This window comes from Phyllobacterium brassicacearum (assembly GCF_003010955.1).
GTDB lineage: Bacteria > Pseudomonadota > Alphaproteobacteria > Rhizobiales > Rhizobiaceae > Phyllobacterium > Phyllobacterium brassicacearum.
The window spans coordinates 119,134-144,171 of record NZ_PGGO01000005.1; the positions used below are offsets into that span (position 1 = coordinate 119,134).

The 25,038-nt window shown below is 56.3% G+C and carries 24 protein-coding genes; 20 read left to right on the forward strand and 4 right to left on the reverse strand.

All coding sequences use genetic code 11. The features are described from left to right. Window positions 1–92 precede the first annotated feature (92 nt). The 11 genes from eno (at window position 93) to CU102_RS08225 (ending at window position 10,439) form a co-directional block, all read left to right on the forward strand. A complete protein-coding gene (eno, locus tag CU102_RS08175) occupies window positions 93–1,370 on the forward strand; it encodes a phosphopyruvate hydratase (RefSeq protein WP_106710618.1) in 1,278 nt (425 codons plus the stop codon). A 161-nt stretch (window positions 1,371–1,531) separates the two neighbouring features. Then, entirely contained in the window at window positions 1,532–1,864 is a 333-nt protein-coding gene (locus CU102_RS08180) for an FtsB family cell division protein (RefSeq protein WP_106710619.1), read from the forward strand. A gap of 127 nt (window positions 1,865–1,991) precedes the next feature. Continuing rightward, window positions 1,992–3,023: a pyruvate dehydrogenase (acetyl-transferring) E1 component subunit alpha gene (gene pdhA / locus CU102_RS08185; protein ID WP_106710620.1), complete on the forward strand. Its 1,032-nt coding sequence runs from the start codon at window positions 1,992–1,994 to the stop codon at window positions 3,021–3,023. A gap of 12 nt (window positions 3,024–3,035) precedes the next feature. Continuing rightward, window positions 3,036–4,424, forward strand: coding sequence for a pyruvate dehydrogenase complex E1 component subunit beta (locus CU102_RS08190; protein WP_106710621.1), 1,389 nt, complete (start codon window positions 3,036–3,038; stop codon window positions 4,422–4,424). 15 nt (window positions 4,425–4,439) lie between these two features. Further along, window positions 4,440–5,795 (forward strand): pyruvate dehydrogenase complex dihydrolipoamide acetyltransferase, encoded by a 1,356-nt coding sequence (locus CU102_RS08195; protein WP_106710622.1) that lies wholly within the window; start codon window positions 4,440–4,442, stop codon window positions 5,793–5,795. 10 nt (window positions 5,796–5,805) lie between these two features. Further along, on the forward strand, window positions 5,806–6,444 hold the full coding sequence (locus CU102_RS08200) for an SGNH/GDSL hydrolase family protein (protein ID WP_106710623.1): 639 nt from the start codon (window positions 5,806–5,808) through the stop codon (window positions 6,442–6,444). A 17-nt stretch (window positions 6,445–6,461) separates the two neighbouring features. Beyond that, window positions 6,462–7,907 (forward strand): dihydrolipoyl dehydrogenase, encoded by a 1,446-nt coding sequence (gene lpdA / locus CU102_RS08205; RefSeq protein WP_106710624.1) that lies wholly within the window; start codon window positions 6,462–6,464, stop codon window positions 7,905–7,907. Between the two features lie 356 nt (window positions 7,908–8,263). Beyond that, a complete protein-coding gene (locus CU102_RS08210; protein ID WP_106710625.1) occupies window positions 8,264–8,542 on the forward strand; it encodes a GlsB/YeaQ/YmgE family stress response membrane protein in 279 nt (92 codons plus the stop codon). Between the two features lie 9 nt (window positions 8,543–8,551). Then, on the forward strand, window positions 8,552–9,517 hold the full coding sequence (gene lipA / locus CU102_RS08215) for a lipoyl synthase (RefSeq protein ID WP_106710626.1): 966 nt from the start codon (window positions 8,552–8,554) through the stop codon (window positions 9,515–9,517). 3 nt (window positions 9,518–9,520) lie between these two features. Further along, complete coding sequence (locus CU102_RS08220) at window positions 9,521–9,994, forward strand: type II toxin-antitoxin system RatA family toxin (protein ID WP_106710627.1); 474 nt, start codon at window positions 9,521–9,523, stop codon at window positions 9,992–9,994. Between the two features lie 13 nt (window positions 9,995–10,007). Beyond that, window positions 10,008–10,439 carry a GNAT family N-acetyltransferase gene (locus CU102_RS08225; protein WP_106710628.1) on the forward strand — a complete coding sequence of 144 codons (432 nt, stop codon included), beginning with the start codon at window positions 10,008–10,010 and terminating at the stop codon, window positions 10,437–10,439. Here the strand turns inward: CU102_RS08225 and CU102_RS08230 are convergent. Both CU102_RS08230 and CU102_RS08235 read right to left on the reverse strand, forming a co-directional pair. Beyond that, window positions 10,427–10,933 (reverse strand): CinA family protein, encoded by a 507-nt coding sequence (locus tag CU102_RS08230; RefSeq protein WP_106710629.1) that lies wholly within the window; start codon window positions 10,931–10,933, stop codon window positions 10,427–10,429. The two genes, CU102_RS08225 and CU102_RS08230, sit on opposite strands and share 13 nt — an antisense overlap. Continuing rightward, the gene (locus tag CU102_RS08235; protein ID WP_106710630.1) at window positions 10,930–12,123 is read right to left on the reverse strand and encodes a bifunctional 2-C-methyl-D-erythritol 4-phosphate cytidylyltransferase/2-C-methyl-D-erythritol 2,4-cyclodiphosphate synthase; all 1,194 of its coding nucleotides are present in this window, start codon (window positions 12,121–12,123) and stop codon (window positions 10,930–10,932) included. Before CU102_RS08235 ends, CU102_RS08230 begins: the two co-directional genes overlap by 4 nt. A 204-nt stretch (window positions 12,124–12,327) precedes the next feature. On the opposite strand from CU102_RS08235, the gene dusB reads away from it, so the two are divergent. The 4 genes from dusB (at window position 12,328) to CU102_RS08255 (ending at window position 16,617) form a co-directional block, all read left to right on the forward strand. Then, window positions 12,328–13,323 (forward strand): tRNA dihydrouridine synthase DusB, encoded by a 996-nt coding sequence (gene dusB, locus CU102_RS08240; RefSeq protein ID WP_106710631.1) that lies wholly within the window; start codon window positions 12,328–12,330, stop codon window positions 13,321–13,323. Next, window positions 13,323–14,474 (forward strand): two-component system sensor histidine kinase NtrB, encoded by a 1,152-nt coding sequence (locus CU102_RS08245; RefSeq protein WP_106710632.1) that lies wholly within the window; start codon window positions 13,323–13,325, stop codon window positions 14,472–14,474. Before dusB ends, CU102_RS08245 begins: the two co-directional genes overlap by 1 nt. A 2-nt stretch (window positions 14,475–14,476) precedes the next feature. Further along, a complete protein-coding gene (gene ntrC / locus CU102_RS08250; protein ID WP_106710633.1) occupies window positions 14,477–15,937 on the forward strand; it encodes a nitrogen regulation protein NR(I) in 1,461 nt (486 codons plus the stop codon). A 206-nt stretch (window positions 15,938–16,143) separates the two neighbouring features. Then, the gene (locus tag CU102_RS08255) at window positions 16,144–16,617 is read left to right on the forward strand and encodes a YfbU family protein (RefSeq protein ID WP_166648340.1); all 474 of its coding nucleotides are present in this window, start codon (window positions 16,144–16,146) and stop codon (window positions 16,615–16,617) included. A 62-nt stretch (window positions 16,618–16,679) separates the two neighbouring features. On the opposite strand, the gene CU102_RS08260 is transcribed toward CU102_RS08255, so the two are convergent. Together CU102_RS08260 and CU102_RS08265 are read right to left on the reverse strand one after the other, a co-directional pair. Further along, window positions 16,680–17,189 carry a DUF1993 domain-containing protein gene (locus CU102_RS08260; protein WP_106710635.1) on the reverse strand — a complete coding sequence of 170 codons (510 nt, stop codon included), beginning with the start codon at window positions 17,187–17,189 and terminating at the stop codon, window positions 16,680–16,682. A 213-nt stretch (window positions 17,190–17,402) separates the two neighbouring features. Continuing rightward, on the reverse strand, window positions 17,403–18,191 hold the full coding sequence (locus CU102_RS08265; RefSeq protein ID WP_106710636.1) for a GGDEF domain-containing protein: 789 nt from the start codon (window positions 18,189–18,191) through the stop codon (window positions 17,403–17,405). A gap of 354 nt (window positions 18,192–18,545) precedes the next feature. Here CU102_RS08265 and CU102_RS08270 point away from each other — a divergent pair, with 354 nt between their 5' ends. From CU102_RS08270 to CU102_RS08290, 5 genes are all read left to right on the forward strand, one after another. After that, on the forward strand, window positions 18,546–20,810 hold the full coding sequence (locus CU102_RS08270; protein ID WP_106710637.1) for a sensor histidine kinase NtrY-like: 2,265 nt from the start codon (window positions 18,546–18,548) through the stop codon (window positions 20,808–20,810). Further along, a complete protein-coding gene (ntrX, locus tag CU102_RS08275; RefSeq protein WP_106710638.1) occupies window positions 20,800–22,161 on the forward strand; it encodes a nitrogen assimilation response regulator NtrX in 1,362 nt (453 codons plus the stop codon). Before CU102_RS08270 ends, ntrX begins: the two co-directional genes overlap by 11 nt. A 92-nt stretch (window positions 22,162–22,253) precedes the next feature. Next, complete coding sequence (locus CU102_RS08280) at window positions 22,254–23,018, forward strand: MBL fold metallo-hydrolase (protein ID WP_106710639.1); 765 nt, start codon at window positions 22,254–22,256, stop codon at window positions 23,016–23,018. A gap of 8 nt (window positions 23,019–23,026) precedes the next feature. After that, window positions 23,027–24,130 carry a lactonase family protein gene (locus CU102_RS08285; protein ID WP_106710640.1) on the forward strand — a complete coding sequence of 368 codons (1,104 nt, stop codon included), beginning with the start codon at window positions 23,027–23,029 and terminating at the stop codon, window positions 24,128–24,130. Between the two features lie 11 nt (window positions 24,131–24,141). Beyond that, a complete protein-coding gene (locus tag CU102_RS08290; protein ID WP_106710641.1) occupies window positions 24,142–25,008 on the forward strand; it encodes a D-amino-acid transaminase in 867 nt (288 codons plus the stop codon). The last annotated feature ends 30 nt before the right edge of the window (window positions 25,009–25,038 follow it).

A 25,038-nucleotide genomic window follows, 5' to 3' on the forward strand; every position in this document is an offset into this window, starting at 1 on the left:
GATTTTCCTTGTCATCTTCATTCGCTATTCAGTGGCAGCCCAACGCTGCGCAATGCCAGCTGCACAATGCTAATTGAAAGGGAAAATACCCCATGACTGCTATTGTCGATATTATTGGCCGTGAAATTCTGGATAGTCGTGGGAATCCGACTGTTGAGGTCGATGTCATTCTCGAAGACGGTTCCATGGGCCGTGCGGCTGTGCCCTCCGGCGCTTCGACCGGCGCGCATGAAGCAGTCGAACTTCGTGATGGCGGTGCCCGCTATCTCGGTAAAGGCGTTCAGAAGGCTGTCGACGCAGTCAATGGCGAACTGTTCGATGCCATTGGTGGTCTGGAAGCCGAAAACCAGATCCACATTGACCAGACGATGATCGATCTGGACGGTACGCCCAACAAGAGCCGCCTTGGTGCTAATGCAATTCTCGGCGTCTCGCTCGCCGTGGCAAAAGCCGCTGCTGAAGCTTCCGGCCTGCCGCTCTATCGCTATCTTGGCGGTCCAAGTGCGCATGTTCTGCCGGTGCCGATGATGAACATCATCAATGGCGGTGCCCATGCCGACAATCCTATCGATTTTCAGGAGTTCATGATCCTGCCAGTCGGCGCGTCCTCGATAGCTGAAGCTGTCCGCTATGGTTCGGAAGTTTTCCATACGCTGAAGAAGCGTTTGAAGGATGCAGGTCATAACACCAATGTCGGTGACGAGGGCGGCTTTGCGCCAAATCTCAAGACGGCACAGGCTGCATTGGACTTTATCGTGGAGTCCATCGAACAGGCAGGTTTCAAGCCGGGCGAAGAAATCGCAATTGGTCTCGACTGCGCCTCGACCGAATTCTTCAAGGATGGCAATTACGTCTATGAGGGCGAGAAGAAGTCGCGTGATCCGAAGACCCAGGCAAAATACCTTGCCAAGCTGGTCGGTGACTATCCGATCATCACGATTGAAGATGGCATGGCCGAGGATGATTGGGATGGCTGGAAATACCTGACTGATCTCGTCGGCAACAAGTGCCAGCTCGTTGGCGATGATCTGTTCGTTACGAACTCGGCGCGTCTGCGCGATGGCATCAAGATGGGCGTTGCCAATTCGATCCTGGTCAAAGTCAACCAGATCGGCACCCTTTCGGAAACGTTTGACGCGGTGGATACGGCGCATCGCGCCGGCTACACTGCGGTAATGTCGCATCGTTCGGGTGAGACCGAAGATTCAACGATTGCCGATCTGGCTGTTGCCACCAACTGCGGGCAGATCAAGACGGGCTCGCTCGCCCGTTCTGACCGGGTCGCCAAATACAACCAGCTGATCCGCATCGAGGAAGAGCTGGGACCGCAGGCTCGCTACGCTGGCCGCGGAATTTTCCGCAACGCCTGATTTCAGTTGCTGTGGCAAACATTAAAATGGCGGACCCGAGTGTCCGCCATTTTGCATTTGGGACAACGGCGGTAATCCCCTCTTAACCAAAACATAGTCTTATTGACCAATGACAGATCAGGCCACCCTGACCTGATTCCGCAACGTTCCGGGTCATTGCAATGTGGACAAAACAAAGACGTAAGACCAATCGCGGGCGGCTCATCGTTCCGCTGATGGCAACGCTGTTCTTGGCCTATTTCGGCTTTCATGCTTACCATGGCGAGTACGGGCTCTATTCGGCTATCAAGCTGCAGGAACAGACGAAGTTGCTTCAGGCCCAACTCGATGCCGTTACCGCATCGCGTACAGAGCTTGAACGCCAGGTACAACTTATGCATGATGGTACGATCGAGAAGGACATGCTAGACGAACAAGCTCGTAAAGCATTGAATGTTTCGCGTCCGGACGAAGTCACGATTATGCGTGGCTCCGGTGATCTTGCTATTAACTGAAATCTGGTTAATCGTCGTTTTTCTCTGTATTTTGAACATCTTATTGCATAGCACTTATTCGATTCTGCATATTGTAAGTTCCGCCTCTGCTGCTATTCTCGTGCGACCAAATCACAGGGAGTGAGATATGGCCACGAGGGCGAAAAAAAGCCCTGCGCGTTCCGCGCAGACCTCTGCTGCTAAAGCACCAAAACCAATCCAGTTTACCAAGGAACAAGAGCTCGAAGCGTACCGCCAGATGCTGCTGATCCGCCGTTTCGAAGAAAAGGCCGGTCAGCTCTATGGCATGGGCTTCATCGGCGGTTTCTGCCACCTCTACATCGGTCAGGAGGCCGTTGTGACGGGAATGCAGATGGCGCTGCGTGAGGGCGACCAGGTGATCACCGGCTATCGCGATCACGGCCACATGCTGGCATGCGGTATGAGTGCGCGCGGTGTCATGGCTGAGCTCACCGGGCGTCGCGGCGGCCTTTCCAAGGGGAAGGGGGGCTCGATGCACATGTTCTCAAAGGAGAAGCATTTCTACGGCGGCCACGGCATCGTGGGTGCTCAGGTGTCGCTCGGAACAGGGTTGGCATTTGCAAACCGCTACCGCGACAACGGAAATGTATCGCTGGCTTATTTCGGCGATGGTGCTGCCAATCAGGGTCAGGTCTACGAAAGCTTCAACATGGCCTCGCTGTGGAAGCTGCCGGTGATCTACATCATTGAGAACAACCGCTACGCGATGGGCACCGCAGTTTCGCGCGCCTCGGCCGAGACCGATTTCTCCAAGCGCGGTATTTCCTTCAATATCCCCGGCATTCAGGTCGATGGCATGGATGTGCGGGCTGTCAACGCCGCTGGCGAGGAAGCCGCTGCCTGGGCGCGCTCGGGTAAGGGGCCGATGATCCTTGAAATGCAGACATATCGGTATCGCGGTCACTCCATGTCGGATCCGGCGAAGTACCGGTCCAAAGATGAAGTGCAGAAGATGCGCTCCGACCACGATCCCATTGAGCAGGTGAAGAACCGGTTGATCGAAAAGGGATGGTCCACTGAGGACGACCTGAAGAAGATCGACAAGGACGTACGCGACATCGTGGCTGACGCTGCCGATTTCGCCCAGTCCGATCCGGAGCCGGATGCATCCGAGCTTTACACCGACATTCTGCTCTAAGGGAGGCGTAACATGCCTGTAGATATTTTGATGCCAGCGCTCTCGCCAACCATGGAAGAGGGCAAACTGTCGAAATGGCTGAAGAAGGAAGGCGACAAGGTCACTTCCGGTGATGTCCTTGCGGAAATCGAAACCGACAAAGCGACGATGGAAGTGGAAGCCGTCGACGAAGGTACGATCGGCAAGATCCTCGTTCCGGAAGGCACCGACAACGTAAAAGTCAATGCGGTGATTGCCGTATTGCTGGGTGAGGGCGAAAGCGCCGATGCTGTAAGTGCGCCGAAAGCTGCCGAAGCGCCTGCCAACGCTGAGGAAGCGCCAAAGCAGGAGCCTGCATCCGAGCAATCTGCTGCTTCTGTTCCGGCAGCGCCGAAAACCGAAGTTGCTGCCGATCCGGACATCCCGGCCGGCACGGAGATGGTCTCGACCACAGTTCGCGAAGCATTGCGCGATGCCATGGCGGAGGAAATGCGCCGCGACCCTGATGTTTTCATCATGGGTGAGGAAGTCGCTGAATATCAGGGTGCCTACAAGATCACCCAGGGATTGCTCGACGAGTTTGGTCCGCGCCGTGTCGTTGACACGCCAATCACGGAACACGGCTTTGCCGGCGTCGGCGTCGGAGCGGCCATGACCGGTCTGCGCCCGATCGTTGAGTTCATGACGTTCAACTTCGCGATGCAGGCGATCGACCAGATCATCAATTCGGCTGCCAAGACACTTTATATGTCCGGTGGTCAGATGGGCGCCCCGATGGTATTCCGCGGCCCGAGTGGCGCTGCCGCCCGCGTCGCCGCCCAGCACTCGCAATGCTACGCAGCCTGGTACAGCCATATTCCGGGTCTGAAGGTCGTGATGCCTTATTCGGCTGCCGATGCGAAGGGCCTGCTCAAGGCTGCGATCCGCGATCCAAATCCGGTGATCTTCCTCGAAAACGAAATCCTTTACGGCCATTCGTTTGATGTTCCGAAACTGGACGATTTCGTTCTCCCGATCGGCAAGGCCCGCATTCACAAGAAGGGTACGGACGTTACGCTCGTTTCGTTCGGTATCGGCATGAACTACACGGTCAAGGCGGAAGTCGAGCTTGCGAAGATGGGCATCGACGCGGAAATCATCGATTTGCGGACGATCCGGCCGATGGACATTCCAACAGTCATTGAATCGGTGAAGAAGACGGGACGTTGCGTAACCATCGAGGAAGGCTATCCGCAATCCTCAGTCGGTACGGAAATCGCCACTCGCGTCATGCAGCAGGCTTTCGACTATCTCGATGCGCCTGTGCTGACGGTTGCCGGCAAGGACGTGCCGATGCCTTATGCGGCAAACCTTGAAAAGCTGGCTTTGCCAAATATTCAGGAAATCATCGACGCCGTCAAAGCTGTGACCTACACCGCCTAAGGGGAGGAACCCGATATGCCGATAAATATCACCATGCCGGCGCTTTCTCCTACGATGGAAGAAGGCAATCTTGCCAAATGGCTGGTCAAGGAAGGCGATAAGGTCACGTCCGGTGATGTCATCGCTGAAATCGAGACCGACAAGGCGACGATGGAAGTCGAAGCGGTTGACGAAGGCACTGTAGCCAAGATCGTTGTTCCTGCCGGTACTGAAGGCGTGAAGGTCAATGCTCTGATCGCCATTCTGGCTGGCGAGGGCGAAGATGCTGCCGCTGCTGCCAAGGGTGCCGATGCAGCCCCTGCCAAAGTCGAAGCGCCGAAGCAGGAGGCCAAGGCCGAGTCTGCTCCCGCTGCGCCAAAGGCTGCGGAAGCCGCGCCGACGCCAACACCGGCCGTCGCACCCTCGGCGGCTCCAGCGCAGGCGGGCAATCGTACGTTCTCTTCGCCTCTGGCCCGTCGTATCGCGAAGGATGCCGGTATTGACCTTGCGGCGGTCACGGGCTCCGGTCCCCATGGCCGTGTGGTCAAAAAGGACGTTGAGGCAGCGATTGCCGGTGGCGGTGCCAAGGCTGCTCCGGCCGGGGCAACGCCGGCAGCCGCGTCTGCCGCAGCGCCCAAACCCATGTCCGACGATGCCGTGCTCAAGCTGTTTGAGGAAGGCTCCTACGACCTCGTGCCGCACGATGGCATGCGCAAGACCATTGCCAAACGTCTGCTTGAAGCCAAGTCGACAGTTCCGCATTTCTATCTGACGCTTGATTGCGAACTCGACGCATTGCTCGCGTTGCGCGCGCAGATCAATGCCGCTTCGCCAATGCGCAAGACGGAAAAGGGCGATGTTCCAGCCTACAAGCTGTCCGTCAACGACATGATCATCAAGGCCATGGCTCTTGCCTTGCGTGACGTTCCGGAAGCAAACGTTTCCTGGACCGACGCCAATATGGTCAAGCACAAGCATTCAGATGTTGGTGTTGCCGTTTCGATACCAGGCGGGCTGATCACGCCGATCATTCGCAGGGCCGAAGAGAAGACGCTTTCAGCCATTTCGAATGAAATGAAGGATCTCGCCAAGCGGGCGCGCGACCGCAAATTGAAGCCCGAGGAGTATCAGGGCGGCACGACTGCTGTGTCAAACCTTGGCATGTTCGGCGTCAAGGATTTCGCGGCCATCATCAATCCGCCGCACGCAACCATCATTGCAATCGGCGCGGGTGAGGAGCGGGCGGTTGTCAAGAAGGGTGAGGTTACAGTTGCGACCGTTATGTCCGTGACGCTCTCGACAGATCACCGCGCGGTCGACGGCGCCCTCGGGGCCGAACTCGCGCAGGCCTTCAAACGGCACATAGAAAACCCGATGGGCATGCTGGTCTGAGACGCGCGTCATGAAGACCGTCCTTTGCTATGGCGACTCGCTGACCTGGGGATACATTCCCGACGGATCGGGTCGCCATGCGCTCAAGGACCGCTGGCCGCAGGTGCTTCAAGCTGAGCTTGGGACACACGTACATGTCATTGCCGACGGCCTGAACGGGCGCACCACCGCCTATGACGATCACCTGTCCGGGTTCGAGCGCAATGCTGCCAAAACGCTCACGACAGCGCTCGGCACGCATTTTCCACTCGACCTTGTGATCATCATGCTTGGCACCAACGACATGAAGCATGTGCTTTGCGGTAATGCTCTCGGTGCCAAGCGCGGAATGCAACGGTTGATCGAGATCGTTCGCACTGCGCCCTACCAATTCGAGATCGCGCCACCCGCGGTGTTGATCATGTCGCCTCCACCTCTTGGCGAGTCCGGGGGCGAGGAGTTCAGACTGATATTTGAAGAAGGCATTGGGCAGTCACGCTTATTAGCCGGCTTCTATCGGGATGCTGCGTTGCAGTCGGATTGCGCTTTTTTCGATGCTGGTTCCGTAGCGGCAACGTCGTCCGTGGATGGCGTCCATCTAGATGCAGAGAATACCAGGGCAATCGGTAAAGCCATTGCACCAATCGTTCGAGACATACTCGAGCTCTAATCAGGAGGACCAAGGTCTTGGCCAATAATTACGACGTGATCATCATTGGTTCGGGCCCCGGCGGCTACGTTACCGCTATTCGTTCCGCTCAACTCGGCTTCAAGACGGCGATTGTCGAGCGCGAACATCTCGGTGGCATTTGCCTCAACTGGGGCTGTATTCCGACCAAAGCGCTGCTGCGTTCCGCGGAAATCCTGCATTACGGCCAGCATGCCAAGGATTATGGCTTGACGATCGAGGGTAAGATTTCCGCCGATGTCAAAGCGGTTGTCCAGCGCTCACGCGGCGTTTCTGCCCGTCTCAATGGCGGCGTTGGCTTCCTGATGAAAAAGAACAAGGTCGACGTGATCTGGGGCGAAGCGAAATTGTCGAAGCCCGGCGAAATTGTCGTCTCCAAGACTTCGAAAAAGCCCATGGAGCCGCAAAATCCTATTCCCAAGAGCGCATTGGGAGAAGGTACTTATACGGCTAAGCATATCATCGTCGCGACAGGCGCCCGCCCGCGCGCCTTGCCGGGCATCGAGCCGGACGGCAAGCTGATCTGGACCTATTTCGAGGCAATGGTTCCGCCGGAAATGCCAAAGTCCCTGGTTGTCATGGGATCTGGCGCAATCGGCATCGAGTTCGCCTCGTTCTATCACACGATGGGCGCCGAGGTGACGGTCGTCGAGCTATTGCCAACTGTGATGCCCGTTGAGGATGCGGAAATTTCGGCTTTCGCCCGCAAACAGTTTGAAAAGCAGGGCATGAAGATCATCACCGATGCCAAGGTCACGAAGGTGGAGAAGGCTGCAAACAGCATTACCGCCCACGTTGAGACCAAGGACGGCAAGGTCGAAAAGATCACTGCCGAACGCCTGATTTCCGCTGTCGGCGTTCAGGGCAACATTGAAAATCTCGGACTTGAGGCCTTGGGCGTCAAGACTGATCGCGGCTGCATCGTCACGGACGGTTACAGCAAGACCAATGTGCCGGGCATTTATGCGATCGGCGACGTGGCGGGGCCTCCCATGCTCGCGCACAAGGCCGAGCACGAAGGTGTCATCTGCGTCGAGAAGATCGCCAATGTACCGGGTGTGCATGCCTTGGAAAAGGACAAGATCCCGGGCTGCACCTATTGCAATCCCCAGGTTGCATCGGTCGGCCTCACGGAGGCGAAAGCCAAGGAAAACGGGCGCGAGATTCGCGTCGGGCGGTTCCAATTTGCGGCGAATGGCAAGGCGATTGCCTTGGGAGAAGATCAGGGTCTGATCAAGACGATCTTCGACAAAAAGACCGGCCAGCTGATCGGAGCGCATATGGTTGGAGCGGAAGTCACGGAATTGATCCAGGGGTTCGTTGTTGCCATGAACCTCGAAACGACCGAAGAAGAATTGATGCATACGGTCTTCCCGCATCCAACTTTGTCGGAAATGATGAAGGAAAGCGTGCTGGATGCCTATGGCCGCGTACTAAATGCCTGATTGAGAAGGGGCTTCAAACCCATTGGTCACCATCAAGGATAGCAGACCCTGGATCAGTCTTTCCTGGCTGATCCTCAAATGGTCGACGCTCATCGGCCTCTTGCTTGGGTTTGTGCCTGCCGCCTTGAGTATGATTTCCGGCAACACCATATCAGTGAATGGCACTTAGATTGGCGGCTGGTCTGGTGTCTGGGTTGTAACCCTTGCCTGCGGGTTGGGTGGTTTTCTTTTCGGTGCTATATGGGCTCTGGTATTGCGCGCCATAGCAATCGCGTCAGGGCGCTAGAGCAACTGCGGGAAAAGTGTGAAGCGGTTTTCCGTCCGTAGTTGCGGTAGACAAAGGTTAGGGAGAGAACATGGATCAGCCGGTTGGTATCATGGGCATGCCCGGTGTCGGTTTCTTTGGGATGCTGGTAATTGGTTTCATTGCCGGTTATATCGCCGAAAAGGCAATGAATCGTGACCATGGCCTTTTCACCAATATTCTTGTCGGTATCGCCGGATCTTTCGTCGGTGGCACGCTGGCGGGACTGTTGAATTTCAACTTCTACGGATTTCTTGGAAATCTGATCGTTGCGACGGCTGGCGCAATCCTCATTCTTTGGGTTTTCGGCAAGTCCAGGGCCACGAACTAGGACATTCTGATGGTAACGGTACTCGACACGATCGATCAAAAGCGGCGTCTTCGGCATCCGGAAAAGGCGCACCGCCCGGATTCGGAAATTCTGAAGAAACCCGACTGGATCCGGGTGAAGGCCCCCGTGTCGAAAGGCTATTCGGAAACGCGCGACATCGTGCGGTCGCACAATCTCGTCACCGTTTGCGAAGAAGCCGGTTGCCCGAATATTGGCGAGTGCTGGGACAAGAAACACGCGACCTTCATGATCATGGGCGAGATTTGCACACGCGCCTGCGCCTTCTGCAACGTCGCGACCGGTCTGCCAACGGCGCTTGATCCAAATGAGCCGGAAAATGTCGGTAAGGCCGTTCTGAAGATGGGTCTGTCGCATGTGGTGATCACATCCGTTGACCGCGACGATCTTGCCGATGGTGGCGCACAGCACTTTGCCGATGTGATTCATGCGATCCGGCGGATATCGCCCGGAACCACGATCGAAATCCTGACGCCGGACTTCCTGCGCAAGGAAGGCGCCCTTGAGATCGTTGTTGCCGCCCGTCCGGACGTGTTCAACCACAATCTGGAAACCGTGCCTTCGAACTATCTGAAAGTGCGGCCGGGTGCCCGTTACTTCCACTCCATCCGCCTGTTGCAGCGCGTGAAGGAGATCGACCCAACTATCTTCACGAAATCCGGTATCATGGTCGGGCTTGGCGAAGAGCGAAACGAAGTGCTGCAGTTGATGGATGATTTGCGGTCTGCCGACGTCGACTTCATGACCATCGGCCAATATTTGCAACCAACGCGCAAGCATCATCCCGTGCTGAATTACGTTACTCCGGATGAGTTCAAATCCTATGCGACCATCGCCAAGACCAAAGGCTTCCTGGTTGTCGCGTCGAGCCCGCTGACGCGTTCATCGCACCATGCCGGCGACGACTTTGCCAAGTTGAGGGCTGCACGCGAGGCGCTGTACGCATCGCGTAGCTAACGCATGCCGAAATTTGAAACGTCCCGTCCTGTCGTCCATCCGGCCTTGCAGATGTTTGATCTGGTCGCCGACGTCGAAAGCTATCCGCAGTTCCTTCCAATGTGCGAGAGCTTAAAGGTTCGCTCGCGCAAGGAGAGCCACGGCAAGACGCTGCTGGTCGCGGACATGACCGTCGGCTACAAACTGATCCGCGAAACCTTTACCAGCCAGGTTTTGCTGAAGCCTGAGGAAAAAGTCATCCTCACGAAGTATATTGACGGTCCATTCCGCTATCTCGACAACCGCTGGCAGTTTGTTCCAGACGCCAATCCGGAGAAATCCACGGTCAAATTCTACATCGACTACGAATTCAAGAGCCGTACGCTTGGCTTTTTGATGGGGTCGATGTTTGATATTGCATTCCGTAAATTTACTGAAGCATTCGAAAAGCGCGCTGACGCGATCTATGGCAAGGGTGAGAAATCGCCTGTGGTGTGATGGATAATCAAGCATGATACACGAAGGTTCTGATTATCAGGTCCATATCGGCACGCCCTCGATTGAAGATTATCGGCGTTTGCGCGAAATCGCGGGCTTGAGCCCGAAGAGCAAGGAGGCCGCCGAGAAGGGGCTGCCCAATACGCTCTATGCGACGACCATTCGCTATCAGGCTGGTGAAACTGTCGCGATGGGCCGTGTTATCGGTGACAATGGCTGTTTTTATCAGATTGTCGATATTGCGGTTGATCCATCCCATCAGGGCAAGGGTTTGGGAAAGATCATTGTCTCCAGCCTGATTGATTATGTGAAGGCAGAGGCGCCTGACGGTGCCTATGTCAGCTTGATCGCCGATGGTCCTGCCAAGTACCTTTATGCAAAGTTCGGTTTCGAACCGGTCACGCCGGAGTCGATCGGCATGGCTTTCCGCGTTCAGCGTACTTGATCGGCTGACAAAGCCTCTAAAATCCAGTCGAGGGCGGTATTGGTAGCGGCGCGGCGGATCGATGCCCGGCCGTGATCGAGAAAAACCCGGCGCATCGCGACGGGTCGTTTTCCCTGGAGCGCCAATCCGAACCAGACAAGCCCGACAGGTTTCGCCGTCGAACCGCCGCCTGGTCCGGCAATCCCGGTGACGGCAACAGCAATGCCCGCTCGTGAGTGGGCGAGGGCGCCTGCAGCCATCGCCATCGCCACTTCTTCCGAAACGGCCCCGTGCGCAGCTATCAGTTCCATCGGAACGCCAAGCATCTCGTGCTTGGCCTCGTTCGAATAGGTGACGAAACCACGATCGACGACATCCGATGATCCACCAATGTCAGTCAGTGATGCAACGATGAGACCACCTGTACATGACTCAGCAGTCGCGAGAAGCAAGCCTTTCCTTCGGCATGTCTCAAGCACGGCAATCGCCTTGGCTTCTGCGATCAGATCGTTCATTCCGGGAGTCCTCCAGGATAGATGACCGATGCGGTGGCGATGGCCGCAATACCTTCTTCGCGGCCAATGAATCCGAGCTTTTCGTTCGTCGTGGCCTTGATGGAAATGCGGTCAGTTGTGATGCCCAGCATTTTCGACAGGGCGGCAGTCATTGCTTCGCGGTGCGGTCCAACCTTCGGCGATTCGCAGATCAACGTGATATCGGCATTAGCAATCCGTCCACCCGCTTGTTTTACGATTTTCATCGCATGCTCGACGAATATATGCGAGGCAACACCTTTCCATTGCGGATCGGACGGTGGAAAATGCGTGCCGATATCGCCGGCGCCACGGGTCGCCAGCAACGCGTCGGTCAGCGCATGCAGCGCCACGTCGGCATCGGAATGTCCGGAAAGCTTCCGATCATGCGCAATGAACACGCCCGCGAGCATCACGCCATTGCCGGGTTCGAAAGCGTGCACATCATAGCCGTTACCAGTCCGAACATCCGGATAAGCGGCAAGCTTTTGCGACAGACGGTCGTCGGCCATATCGATATCCTTTGCCCAGGTCAGTTTCGTGTTGTCCGCAGAGCCCTCGACGATCCGCACTGGCAGGCCGTGCCATTCAGCAATAGCCGAATCGTCAGTAAAATCGGACCTTCCGGCAGCGAAAGCCGCATCATGGGCGGCGAGAATGGGCTGGAAGGGAAAAGCCTGGGGTGTCTGCGCAGCATAGAGGCCGGCGCGCGGCACCGTAGCGCTTACCATCGCATCATGCCCTGCTGACTTTAACGTGTCCGAAACGGCGAGCACCGGCAATACACCGATATGCGGTGTCAGATTGAAAATCACCCGCTCCAGAAGGTCTGCCGAAATGAACGGGCGAACGCCATCGTGAATCAAAACATGGTCTGGTGCAGCTTTCTTGAGCGCCAGCAAACCGAGCCGGGTCGACTCCTGACGTGTCGGGCCCCCGGTTACCGAAACTACATTCGATCCAAAGCCATCCGTCGCTTGGACAAACAATGCCTCGTCTTCCTTGTGTATAACAACGACGATGTCATTGATGAGCGGGCAATCCAGAAATGCACGCAACGTGTGTGCCAGAACAGCTTCTCCGCCAATCTTGCGATATTGTTTTGGCCCTTCAACGCTTTGGCCTGCGCGTTCTCCGCGCCCCGCTGCCACAATGACAGCGGCGACCCGCATTTGTTTATCGTTCCTCTTGCCCGCCAACACTTCTCTCCGTCACGTCGGATTGCGTTACCCTGTGCCAAAGTGAAAGGCTAGAGGTTTAAGTTAGAACAAGTCGAAATCTGATCACGGTGCGGCGCTCTTTGCCTTGCGAAGAGGCACGATCCTGTCTAAAGGATAGGCTATTATGAAATTGCATACGAAACAGGCAGATTGAGTGTGATCGAACTGAACCAACCACTTGACATAGGCGGAGTGCAGCTACGCAACCGCGTGTTTCTGGCGCCGATGTCGGGGGTTTCCGACCTGCCGTTCCGCCAGTTGGCCTGGCAGGCAGGCGCCGGATTGGTGGTGTCGGAAATGGTGGCGAGTGCCGAGCTCTGTACTCGCGAGCGCGGCAATCTGCTTCGCTTGAAGGGCGACGGTCTGGGTACGCATGTGGTGCAGATTGCCGGTCGTGAAGCCCGATGGATGGCCGAGGCAGCGCGTATCACGGAAGGCGAGGGTGCGCACATCATCGATATTAATATGGGTTGCCCAGCCAAAAAGGTGACGGGTGGACTCTCGGGATCGGCGCTGATGCGCGATCTCGATCACGCCTTGGCGCTGATCGAGGCAACAATTGCCGCCGTGCGCGTTCCGGTGACGCTGAAAATGCGGCTAGGTTGGGACGACGAGACCATCAATGCGCCGGAGCTTGCCGCACGCGCGCAGCAAGCTGGTGTACAAATGGTCACGGTCCATGGCCGTACACGCTGTCAGTTCTATGAGGGCAAGGCGGATTGGCATGCCATTCGTGCTGTCAAAAATGCGATCACGATCCCGCTTGTTGCGAATGGTGATGTTCTCAGCCGTGATGACGCTGTTGCGATCCTCGAAGCATCCGGCGCCGATGCTGTGATGGTCGGACGAGGTGCTTACGGTCAGCCCTGGCTTCCAGGGGCGATCGTCCATGGCATGGGGCGTGATGCCAGCGAAATGATCGCTGACTATGCCGTGGCGCATTACGAAGCGATGCTCGCGCATTATGGCGAGCCGACAGGCATCCGCCATGCGCGCAAACATCTGGGCTGGTATCTGGAGACCCATGGTGTCGACGTTGGTTCGGCCGAGCGCGGTTCAATCATGACGGAAACCAATCCCCGCCAGGTTGCGCGGCGATTGCATGCAGCCCTTTCTCGGCCGTCCGCAGAAGATATGAAGAAAGTAGCGTAATGACAGCGTCAGATCCTGTGCTGGAAGACCGTTTGGCGGGGATTGTCCTCAACTCTATCCGACATCCGGTGATCATGCTCGATGACGCCGGCCACATTTCCTATGCGAATGCGGATGCCGAGGCTTTTTTTCGCTCCAGCGCCAGCATCCTGAGCCGTAATACTCTCGATATGCTGCTGCCATTCGGCAGCCCCTTGCTCGCCCTCGTTAAACAGGTGCGGGAAAATCCGTCGCCGGTGAACGAATATCGCGTCGATGTTTCGTCGCCCCGGCTTGGCCAGGACCGCATCGTCGATCTCTATGTGACGCCAGTCAGCGAGTCCCCTGGCTCGATTGTTATCCTGTTCAAGGAACGGTCAATGGCGGAAAAACTCGACCGCCAGATGACGCATCGCGGTGCTGCTCGTTCCGTTACCGGGCTTGCCTCCATGCTGGCGCACGAAATCAAGAATCCTTTGTCTGGTATTCGTGGTGCGGCGCAGTTGCTCGAAACAGGTCTGAACGATGACGACCGGGCATTGACCCGGCTGATCACCGATGAAACAGACCGGATCGTTTCGCTCGTCGATCGCATGGAGGTTTTTTCCGATGAGCGACCGATCGAGCGCGAGGCGGTGAACATTCACGTGGTGCTCGATCACGTCAAAGCCATCGCCAAGAACGGCTTTGCCAGCCACATCAAGTTCCATGAGGATTATGATCCGTCATTGCCTTATGTGTTCGCCAATCGCGACCAACTCGTTCAGATCTTTCTCAATCTGGTCAAGAACGCCGCCGAGTCGATCGGCCAGAATGAACCCGGTGAAATCACCCTTTCAACAGCGTTCCGGCCGGGCATTCGCCTGTCCGTTCCGGGCATGCGCACCCGCGTCTCGCTGCCTCTGGAATTTACTGTTCAGGATACTGGCCCAGGTGTGGCACCCGATATCATGCCGCATCTGTTCGATCCCTTCATTACGACAAAGCCCAACGGTTCAGGACTTGGTCTTGCCCTCGTTGCCAAAATCGTTGGCGACCACGGTGGTGTCATCGAATGTGATTCCGTGCCGCGTAAGACCACGTTCAGAATCTTGATGCCTGCCTGGCAGAGCGGACCGCTCGATGATGAACACGCAGACGAAAAACCATATTCCAAGAAAGCAGGATCCTGATCATGAGTTTGGGCAGCATTCTCGTCGCAGATGACGACGCGGCTATCAGAACGGTCCTCAACCAGGCGTTGTCTCGTGCGGGCTATGATGTTCGCATTACCTCCAATGCTGCCACGCTATGGCGCTGGATATCTGCCGGTGACGGCGATCTCGTGATCACCGACGTGGTCATGCCCGATGAGAACGCATTTGATCTGCTGCCCCGGATAAAGAAATCCCGGCCCGATCTTCCGGTAATCGTCATGAGTGCACAAAACACCTTCATGACCGCCATACGAGCATCGGAAGCAGGGGCTTATGAATATTTGCCAAAGCCATTCGATCTGACGGAGCTCGTCAGCATCGTTGGCCGGGCACTTGCCGAACCCAAGAAGAAGACGGAGAAATGGGCGGCGGACGAGCAGCCGGACACGATGCCGCTCGTTGGGCGCTCACCCGCGATGCAAGACATCTACCGCGTGCTTGCCCGCATGATGCAGACTGATCTGACGGTGATGATTTCCGGCGAATCCGGTACCGGCAAGGAGCTCGTCGCGCGGGCCCTGCACGAATATGGGCGCCGCCGCAAAGGCCCATTTGTTGCCATCAACATGGCTGCGATCCCACGCGATCTGATTGAATCGGAATTGTTCGGCCACGAGCGCGGTGCGTTCACCGGCGCGCAGAACCGGTCAAGCGGACGCTTTGAGCAGGCAGATGGCGGTACGCTGTTCTTAGATGAGATTGGCGATATGCCGATGGAGGCGCAGACGCGGCTCCTGCGTGTGCTGCAGCAGGGCGAGTACATGACAGTCGGCGGCCGGACACCGATCAAGACCGATGTGCGCATCGTCGCCGCGACAAACAAGGATTTGCGGACCCTGATCAATCAGGGGCTGTTTCGCGAAGACCTCTACTATCGCCTCAACGTGGTTCCGTTGCGTTTGCCGCCACTGCGAGAGCGCGGCGAGGACATTCCGGATCTGGTCAGGCACTTTTTCAAGATGGCGGCCAAGGACGGGTTGCCCGAGAAGCGCATAACAGCCGACGGACTTGATCTCATGCGGCGCTACCCGTGGGCGGGCAATGTGCGCGAACTCGAAAATCTCGTTCGTCGCCTGGCTGCCTTGTATCCGCAGGAAGAGATCAACGCCGAGGTCATTGAAGCGGAATTGAAAGCGGATCTGCGGCCAACGGAACCTGCTTCAAGTGCTATGGCCAATGAGGAGATCACCATTGCCCAGGCCGTGGAATTGAACATGCAGCGGTACTTCCTCTCCTATGGCGACGACCTGCCGCCAACAGGCCTCTATCAGCGCGTGCTCGAGGAGCTGGAATATCCCCTGATACTCTCTTGTTTGACGGCAACGCATGGCAATCAGATCAAGGCGGCCGAACTTCTCGGACTGAACCGCAACACGCTGCGCAAGAAAATTCGCGAACTCGGTGTGAATATCTACAAGAGTAGCAAGAGCGATCGTTAGTAGCGCTCGTCGCAGGGCATTAGCGAGTTGTTAAGCAACTCTCTTGACCTTTCCCAGTTCCAGCAATAATTACAAATGATAAAATTGTAATGAGTGCAATATAGGCTTCTTAACAGGAGTATGTGCAGAGTATTCACCAGCATTCCCGTGAATTATACGCAAACGGCGAGGTGTCGTACTGCGATCAGATCATACGGAGGTGAATCGTGCTTAGTTTTGCGGAACGTTTAGTATTGTTTAACCAATACGAAATCTTGAAGAAGCTTGATCCAGAAAAAACTTCCCTGTACGAACGGCACCAGGAAGTCGTGGAAAAGGGCCTGGAAAGCCTCTACGGGGATCTGGGAATCTCGAAAACCACCGTCAGCGAGGAGACGGCTGAGGAAGTGACTAACATTCTTGAGATGTTCCAGGCCATCAAGAAGTCCAGCAAAGGCACAAGCAACAATATTGCGGACAAGACGAAGTTCGTCGGCTTTGGGCCGAACCAGCCGAGCGAGCATTTCACCTACGCCGATTTTCTCAGCAGAGTGCTCAAGTTCCCGCAGGAAATCTCAAAGAGTGCGGATAATCGCCCAGAGCTTCAGCTTGAAAAATATCGCAGGATGTTGAAGCGCTGGGATGAAATTGGACGCAAGCGAACACTTTCTACCGATCAGATCGCGCATCTGGTTGCGTGATAACTGGTTGTTGATTGACCGTGGCCGGCATTCGCTGCGCCACGGTCAGACGCCGATTAAGCTCAACTCAACGGGCCAAGATAATCGAGCTTTCCAACCTGGACTCCATTGTGACGCAGGATGTTTTGAGCGGTGGTCACGTGGAAATAGAAATTCGGCAGAACAAACTTCAGAATATACTCCACGCCGTCCAAGGTCACCTTCAGTGGCCCAGCGCTCAGAGTGACTTCTTTCGTTTCGCTACCTTCGAGCGCGGACTGATCCACGGTTTCCAGAAATGCGACGGTCTTGGCAACACGTTCGCGCAACTCGCCAAGAGTCTGTTCCTCGTCGGGAAATTTCGGAATCTCAATCGTTGTTAGTCGGCCGATTGTGGCCTTTGCGGTGTCACTTGCACGCTGAATCTGACCGGCAAATGGCAACATGTCAGGGGCGAGCCGGGCATTAACCAGAACAGCTTGATCGATTTTCTTCTCAGCTGCAAACGCCTCTGCCTTGTCGATCAACGATGAAAGCACCGCGAAGCCACGGATGAACGCCGGGACCGAAATTTTGTGCATGGACAGTGACATGGGCGTGCTCCTTTGACGCTTTGGCGGACTGGCAACCGGTGGGACCGAATGGTGACGTCCAGAACGTATTGCAACATTCCAGGCTCACTCGCAGATACGCCGCGGTTTCGCCTTTTCAAGGGTAGCGTTGCAGTTTCGTGCGATATTTGTTGAACAAGAGTTATTTCGGAAACGTGCTGCGATGGTCGGGCGCGATCTCGGCCGGAACCTCACTCAGATCTTGCGTATTAGCGGGTCGTGCAAAATGGTCAGATTGCTTTCTGCATGAACGATCCGATTGCGTCCCTGGTTCTTTGCGGCGTAGAGGCATTTGTCCGCTGCAACGAGGGCCGCTTCGAGCGATTGCCCCGGTTCATGGATCGATATGCCGACACTCACCGTCACCTCGAGATCGGCGATCTGGAGTTTCTTCGATATATCGCGAACCCCATCAAGAATTTGGCGCGATAGCCAATCTGCATTTCCGAGATCGGCATCTGTCAGGAAAATAGCGAATTCCTCACCGCCAAAACGCGCGGCGAAATCCCACTCGCCAATTGTGGAGCGAAGGAGACTTCCGATTTCCTGGAGGACGCTGTCACCGACCGCATGTCCATAGCGATCATTGATGGACTTGAAATGGTCCGCGTCGATGTAGAGCAGCGCTCCGGCGCTCTTTGCCGGGTCGCATAATGTGATTTGCCGCTGCGCCTGCAGGTAGAACTCGCTTCGGTTGCCGAGACCGGTAAGACCATCCCTGCGGGCGGCGACATCAAGCTGTATCGCTGATTGCTTCAATCGGAAATTGAGTCCGACAAGGAAGGCGCCAAGTGGGACGCTCACAATAACCACGATGAACGTTGTCACAAACAGAACGGTTACGAGGTGATCGAGCCCGACGGTCAGGAAAAAGAGTACTGCCAGTGCGTCCGACGCAACGATCGCCATGCCGACCATGATCGCGATCTGTTTCATCGGCGTAAAATCGCCAAACTTGGCCATCCAGAAATCGTAGGTCGTCATTGCGTCCGCCGAACAGGTTGATCACCGGGTACCAATACATCGGAAAGCGATGAAGAAAGCTCTGTGCGAATATCGTAAATTTTAACGGTTGTTAAGTTCACATGACTTTGATTCGTTTATCGCAACAGCTGGCGTTTTCGGCGAGTTTCAGTTCCTTTCGAGACAATCAAAGCCAATATGACCGCAATTTTCATATTTTAGGCTGCCAGTTTCTATTAATTTCCCGCGCAGGCCGGCGCGCCTGTGCGGGAGTTTCAACATCTCTGTGCATTTAGCGTCATCAACGAGGACAAAGCGTTGCATTTCCGCCACAATGTGTTGCATGAGTGCCACGTCGTTGGGATGGCATAAACAATGCTCGTATCAAACTCGGTCAATCTGTTTGGAAGTTCGGTGTCCGGCGCTGCCAGCGGCGGTGGCCAGAGATTTTATTCCCGGATCGGCATTGTCACCGTAATCCTTGCGCTGCTGACGACAGGCATCACGTTCTTCATCCTGACTGGCATGACGCCCATTCATGCCGGCAGTCGGATGACGTTGCTGCTCACGAGCATCAATGCGATCCTCATCCTGGCTTTGATTGTCCTGATTGGGCGGGAGATATATCGCATTGTCCAGGCGAGAAGCCGCGGCAAGGCAGCGTCACGCCTTCATGTTCGGCTTGTGGTTCTATTTTCGCTGGTGGCTGCTGTTCCAGCGCTCATTGTCGCGATTGTTGCCTCGATAACCCTCGATCTTGGTCTTGATCGTTGGTTCGAAATGCGCACGACAACGATCGTGAATTCGTCAATCAGCCTTGCCAACTCCTATATTCAGGAAAGCGCTCGCAATTTGCAGGGCACTTCTCTGGAGATGGTCAACGATCTCGACAGTCAACGGACGCTGTACAATCTGGATCGCAGTGGTTTTGCGCGGCTGATGACGCAGCAGACGCTCGGTAGGGGGTTGCTCAGCGCCGCTTTGGTCCGACCGAACGGTGACATCGCCCTGCGCGCCGACATCAAGACCGACATCGTTATCCCCGCAGTTTCCAAGTCGGTGCTGGATACCGCCGCCGATGGCAAGCCGGTACTGATCCCGCCGGAACAGTCCAATCTGCTCAGCGCAGTCATCAAGATGCGCGAAATACCGGGGCTGTTCCTGTATGCAGTGCGTCCGGTCGATGCGGATATTCTGAGTTCCAGTCGGGTTATGGAGGAAAGGGCCGCCAAGGAGCAACAAACGGACGGCGGCGGAATCACAACACAGATTCTTTTCGCGTTGCTCTACTTTGGTCTCACGCTGACTCTGCTGCTATCAGCGATCTGGACCGGCATCGCCGTTGCTGACCGGCTGGTGCGCCCCATCCGGCTGTTGATAGGCGCCGCAGACAATGTGGCGACTGGCAATCTCGATGTCTCTGTTCCGGTGCATCGTTCCGACGGGGATGTTGGCTCCTTGTCTCAGACCTTCAACACGATGGTGCGGCAATTGGGGAGTCAGCGACGCGAACTCGTAGCCGCCAAGGACCAGATCGATGAGCGGAGGCGGTTTTCTGAAGCTGTCCTGTCCGGGGTGACCGCCGGCGTGATCAGCGTGAACGGAGATGGTGTCATCGGCATCATCAACCGCTCTGCCGAAGCGATGTTCTCGCTGGATCCCGCAATGGCTGCGGGCAAGAACCTGACGGCGCTCGTTCCGGAAATAGGATTGGTCTTCGAGGTCGCACACGCAACCGGCCGGTCCGTCTACCGCGACCAGGTAGCGATGTCGCGGCGCGGGAGCGCCCGGACGTTCAATGTGCAGATCACCATGGAAGATGCCGGGTCGTTGGAGCATTCTTATGTCGTAACTGTCGATGACATCACCGATCTGGTTGAAGCGCAGCGTTCCTCGGCCTGGGCCGATGTAGCACGGCGTATTGCTCACGAGATCAAGAACCCGCTGACGCCCATTCAACTCTCGGCTGAGAGGCTGCGCCGGCGCTACGGCAAGGTCATCACCGAAGATCGCGAAGTCTTTGAGCAATGTACCGAGACGATCATTCGTCAGGTCGGTGACATTGGCCGGATGGTTGACGAGTTTTCTTCATTTGCGCGGATGCCGAAGCCGGACATCAAGACAGTGGATTTGCGGGAAGCCCTGCGCGAAGCGTCGTTCCTGGTTGAGGTCAGCCGCAGCGATATACGCTTTGAACGGGACTTCGGCGATTTGCCACTCCTTGGCCAGTTCGATAGCCGCCTGATGGGGCAGGCCTTCGGAAACGTCATCAAGAATGCCGCGGAATCCGTTGATTCCATTGTCAAAGAGGGACTTAACGACGGGCATATCCTGATCCGCTCACGGCGCGTTGCCGACACGCTCGTGGTCGAGATTCTGGACAATGGCAAGGGGTTGCCACGCGAACACCGTCAGCGCCTGCTTGAACCCTACATGACAACCCGGGAAAAGGGCACCGGACTCGGCCTTGCTATCGTCAAGAAGATTGTGGAGGAGCATGGCGGACAGCTTGAGTTGCATGACGCGCCGGAGGACTTCTACACGGGCCGCGGTGCAATGATCCGAATGATCTTTCCAACGACACAGACCGTTATCCAGGTCGCTGAAAATACCGAAAAACAGGTGAAAAATGGCATCTGACATTCTTGTCGTCGACGATGAAGTCGACATTCGTGAGCTTGTCGCAGGAATATTGAGCGATGAAGGTTACGAGGCACGTGTCGCATCGGACGCGGACAGTGCACTGACGGCTATTGACGATCGAATTCCGCGGCTGATCTTCCTCGACATCTGGATGCAGGGCAGCCGACTCGACGGTCTGGCCTTGCTGGACGAGATCAAGAGCCGCCACCCGGATATTCCGGTCGTCATGATTTCCGGCCATGGCAATATCGAGACGGCGGTATCGGCAATCCGCCGAGGTGCCTACGACTTTATCGAGAAGCCCTTCAAGGCAGACCGGCTGATATTGATTGCCGAGCGCGCGCTTGAGACGTCGAAGTTGCGGCGGGAAGTCTCGGATTTGCGGAAACGATCCAGCGAGAGCTTCGAGCTTCTCGGAAGCTCACTGTCCATGAATCATCTTCGCCAGACCATTGAGCGTGTCGCACCGACCAACAGCCGCATCATGATCACCGGGCCATCCGGCGCGGGCAAGGAACTGACAGCCCGCGCCATTCATGCCTTGTCGGCACGTGCGAAGGGCCCGTTCGTGAATCTGAATGCCGCAACGATCACGCCGGAGCGCATGGAAGTTGAACTGTTCGGCACCGAATCCGATGGTGGCGAGCGCAAGGTTGGTGCCCTGGAGGAGGCCCATGGAGGCATCCTCTATCTCAACGAAATTGCCGATATGCCGCGCGAAACGCAGAACAAGATCCTGCGGGTGCTGGTCGATCAGCAGTTCGAACGGGTAGGGGGCACGAAGCGGATCAAGGTAGACGTCCGGATCATTTCCTCCACCGCGCAGAACCTCGAAGCCATGATCGCCGAAGGGCGTTTTCGCGAAGACCTGTTCCACAGGCTGGCCGTCGTTCCGGTCATCGTTCCGCCATTGGCCGATCGCCGCGATGACATTCCTGCGCTTGTCGAGTTCTTCATGGCGCAAATTGCAGATCAGGCTGGTATCAAGCCGCGCAAGATTGGGCTCGACGCCATGGCCGTACTGCAATCCCACTCGTGGCCTGGAAACATTCGCCAGTTGCGCAACAATATCGAGCGCCTGATCATTCTCGCACGCAGCGACGATCCGGAAGCTGTGATCACGGCCGATCTGCTGCCCGCCGAGATTGGCGATACATTGCCCAAGCCGCCGACGGAATCGGACCAGCACATCATGGCGCTTCCGTTGCGCGAGGCACGCGAGCGGTTCGAGAAGGAATATCTGATTGCCCAGATCAATCGGTTCGGCGGCAACATTTCACGCACGGCCGAGTTCGTTGGAATGGAACGATCGGCTTTGCACCGCAAGCTGAAATCCCTCGGGGTCTAGGATCGGGGTTGGCCGTATCCGGCCCCTGATTCCAACGTCATGTTCGTCACGAATTGTGGACTGCCGTATTAGCCAATAGCGAGACCGAGACCATGAAGCTGCAACTCTTGCGCAATGCAACGCTGAAACTCGATTATGCCGGATTGACCATTCTGATCGATCCCGACTTCGCACCAAAGCACAGCCGGCCTTCTTTCACCGGTCGTTCTCCCAATCCGATGACTGATCTGCCGGTATCCACCGATGAAATACTCCGCGGCGTTGAGCTCGTCCTGGTGTCGCATCTGCACGCCGATCATTTTGACAAGGTCGCGCAGGACCTCGTTCCCAAGCACCTGCCGCTCGTTTGCCAGCCGGGCGACGAGGCAAGGATCAGATCGTTCGGATTTAGCGATGTGACGCCTCTGACCGATGAACTGACGATCGATGGCATACAGTTGACCCGCCGTGAGGGCAATCACGGCTCGGGTCCGGTGCTGGAGAAAATGGGCCAGGTCATGGGCTTCAGCATCGAGGCCGATGGTGAGCCATCCATCTATTGGGCAGGCGATACGATCCTCTATCCTCCCGTGCGCGAGACGATTGCAACAACTCAGCCTGACATTATCATCACCCATTCATGCGGCGCCAAGTGGGATGGCATCCACATCGTCATGGATGCGGAACAGACTGTCGAAGTCTGCGGCATCGCTCCCGATCATTCCAAAGTCATCGCGACCCATATGGAAGCGCTGGACCATGCAACCGTCTCGCGTCACGATCTACAGGCCTATGCGAATGCTCACGACATCGCTAAGCATAGACTCATCATCCCCGACGATGGAGAAACACTCCATCTCACAGCTCCCAATTCATGAGATGACCCATGTCAAAAACATTCGCTTTTGTCGGCAATCAGAATCGCAACGCCGTGCCCGGAGAGGGGAAAGGCATCAGCGTTTTCCAGTTCGATGACCAGACCGGTGATCTGACCCTTGTCAGCGAATATCTCGCGATCGACAATCCAGGCTATCTGGCGATCGATGAGAATCGCAAGCGCCTCTATGCCGCTGTGGAAATTCCCGCCTGGAACGAGAATATGGCGGTTGCCTTCGATATCGATCCTGCGACGGGCGACCTCTCCTACATCAACATGCAGCCGACACTGGGAAACACCACATGTCATCTTGGTTTCGACCAGACCGGCGGGTTGATCTTTGCGTCCAATTACACGGTAGCAGAGCTGGGCGCTCATCCGGGGAATGCGGTTGCTGCATTCCGGATCCGCGGCGATGGCGGGTTGGATCCCGCGTTCGCCGCGGCGATCCACGAGGGCCCACATGCCGCTCTGCCGACGAACAGGCGCCAGCATGGCCATTGCGCTGTGGTTAGCCCGGACAACCGCTATGTATTCGTCTGCGATCTAGGTCTCGACCGTATCATGGCCTACAATCTGCCAAAACAGGGCGAAGGCCTTACGCTTGCAACTGTACCGTTCACGCAATTGCCAGACGGAGCAGGTCCACGGCACATGACGTTCGACAAAAATGGTAAGATCGCTTACGTTATCAATGAGTTGAACTGCACTGTTTCAGTTCTGCATTATCACTCGGACAATGCCGGGTTCACGATTGCACAGACTCTGCCCACCCTACCGGACCGATTCAGCGATTCCAACACCTGCGCTGAAATCGCCCTGAGTGCCGATGGGCGCTTTCTGTACGGCTCCAATCGCGGCCACAACAGCATCGTCAGCTACGCCGTTTCCGAGAACGGTGAGCTTTCTTTGCTGGGCTGGACACCATCGGAGGGCCTCGGCCCGCGCAACTTCACGATTGACCCGTCAGGCAAGTTCATGCTCGTCGCAAATCAGAAGGGCGGCGGCGTCGCTGTTTTCAAGCGCGATATCGAAACAGGCGGCCTTGAGGATACCGGTAAACGCGTGGCTCTGCAGTCTCCCATGCGTATCGTGTTCGGCACGTTCGGTTAAGGAGAAGCCAATTGTCCCGCATCGCCTATGTCAACGGCCGGTACGTGCCGCACTCCGAAGCAGGAATCCACATTGAGGATCGCGGCTATCAATTCGCCGACGGCGTCTATGAGGTCTGCGAAATCGCTCGTGGCAATATAATGGACATGACCCGCCATCTCGACCGGCTGGGCCGCTCGCTTGGCGAGCTCAAAATCCTGTGGCCGATGGACCGCAAGGCACTCATAGCGGTGATCAAGGAAGTTGTCCGCCGCAACAGGGTCCATAATGGTCTCGTGTACCTGCAAGTCACGCGCGGCGTTGCTAAACGCGATCACGTCTTTCCATCGGTGGACACGCCGCCATCGATCGTCATCACCGCCAAGCGCACCGATCCGCATGCCTCAGCCGCCAGGGCAGCCAAGGGTATCAAAGTCATCACAGTGCCCGAAAACCGCTGGGAGCGGGTCGATATCAAGTCGATCGGTCTGTTGCCGAATGTGCTCGCGCGCCAGGAGGCAAAGGAGCAGGGGGCACAGGAAGCATGGTTTGTCGATCCGGATGGTACAGTCAAGGAGGGCGCTGCCACGAACGCCTGGATCGTTACCAAAGACGGCGTTCTGGTGACCCGGCCAGCCGAGAGCGGTATCTTGCGCGGCATCACGCGCACCACCATCTTCGATGTGGCAAGAAAAATGGGCCTGAAGATCGAGGAACGGGGCTTTTCAGTGGACGAAGCCAGGAAAGCCAAGGAGGTTTTCATGACAGCGGCGACAACTGTTGTGATGCCAATCGTTGCGATTGACGGCGAATCGGTAGCAAATGGGCACCCTGGAGCGACTACACTTTCCTTGCGGGAAGCGTTTTTTGACATTGCGGAAAAAACGCCATCCTGTTAACCGGAGAGTGAGGGGACTAACAGAACGCTA